The 880-nt window shown below is 60.2% G+C and carries 1 protein-coding gene; it reads left to right on the top strand.

What is annotated here, in order from left to right:
- Positions 1–619: 619 nt before the first annotated feature.
- Complete coding sequence (locus BGIM_RS0100715; RefSeq protein ID WP_020467916.1) at positions 620–877, top strand: hypothetical protein; 258 nt, start codon at positions 620–622, stop codon at positions 875–877.
- The last annotated feature ends 3 nt before the right edge of the window (positions 878–880 follow it).

The raw sequence follows: 880 nt of genomic DNA, 5'->3' as shown, positions 1-880 counted from the left end.
GACGTCGCCGCTCCGCGCATCTGTGCGTTAACTTGGCGGATGCACCACTAAATTTTTGCTTCAAATGCGTCAAGATACTTGGGCGGCATATTTTTCGCCATAGGCGGGCTGGCTCCGGACGTCTCGCTCGTTCCGTCTCTTATTGGAATCTTACGCTGGCGTCCGGCCGTCTCCGGCCGTCATGCCCAGACGCGGATCGTTTCCATGTCGGAATCCACCATGTCCCAGACAAATTATGCGGCGATCTTCGCGCCGACCGGTTCGCGCGGCGAAACGTCCGAAAAGAGTTTGTCTTCGACCTGATGAAGTCAATCGCGGCTCCGGCCGCGATTGACTTGCTTGGATTGATTCGCATTCCGGCGAGGAAGAAGACGAAAAACCGGGCGGTGTTCGGCGGCGGCCGATGCCCGGTTTCCCGCCGGTGTCAGGCGCCGAGTCTTCCGGACGCCAGACGGGAATTGGTCGTGGCGACAACGGCCGGAATCTCTTGTTTGCACGTCTCCCCCGACGCCATGCCGGTTCGGGGAGTTGTTTTCAGGCCGGGCCGCGCGGCTGCGGTTTGGCGGTCATCCGTTCTGTTGGTTGATTGCAAATCTGTCGGTTGATTTCAAAGGAGGAAATGATGAACGATTTTGACGGGGAGCGCTCTCGGCGGCCCGGCTGGCTCCATCACCTCGCCGAACAGGCCGAGGCTCATGTCGAGAAGGCCAACCGGCTGATCCGGGCGATCGGAGACGCGGGCCGGCCGGCCCGGCTGACGATCTTGGGACCCGCCATCTTTCAGGAGGACTATTCCCCGGAGGCAGGCCGCCCGGACTCGTCGCTGTTTGTCCAGGTATCAGCGTTGAAAAAATCTACCGACAAACGGGTTGGATGATGA

Origin of the sequence: Zavarzinella formosa DSM 19928, assembly GCF_000255705.1 — a bacterium.
Classification (GTDB): domain Bacteria; phylum Planctomycetota; class Planctomycetia; order Gemmatales; family Gemmataceae; genus Zavarzinella; species Zavarzinella formosa.
Note: the sequence above shows the minus strand (reverse complement) of the source record. Positions and strands in the feature narration are given on the sequence as shown.

Excerpts from the sequence above, each read along its gene's own strand:
- BGIM_RS0100715 (WP_020467916.1), top strand. The coding sequence starts at position 620 with ATGATGAACGATTTTGACGGGGAGCGCTCTCGGCGGCCCGGCTGGCTC.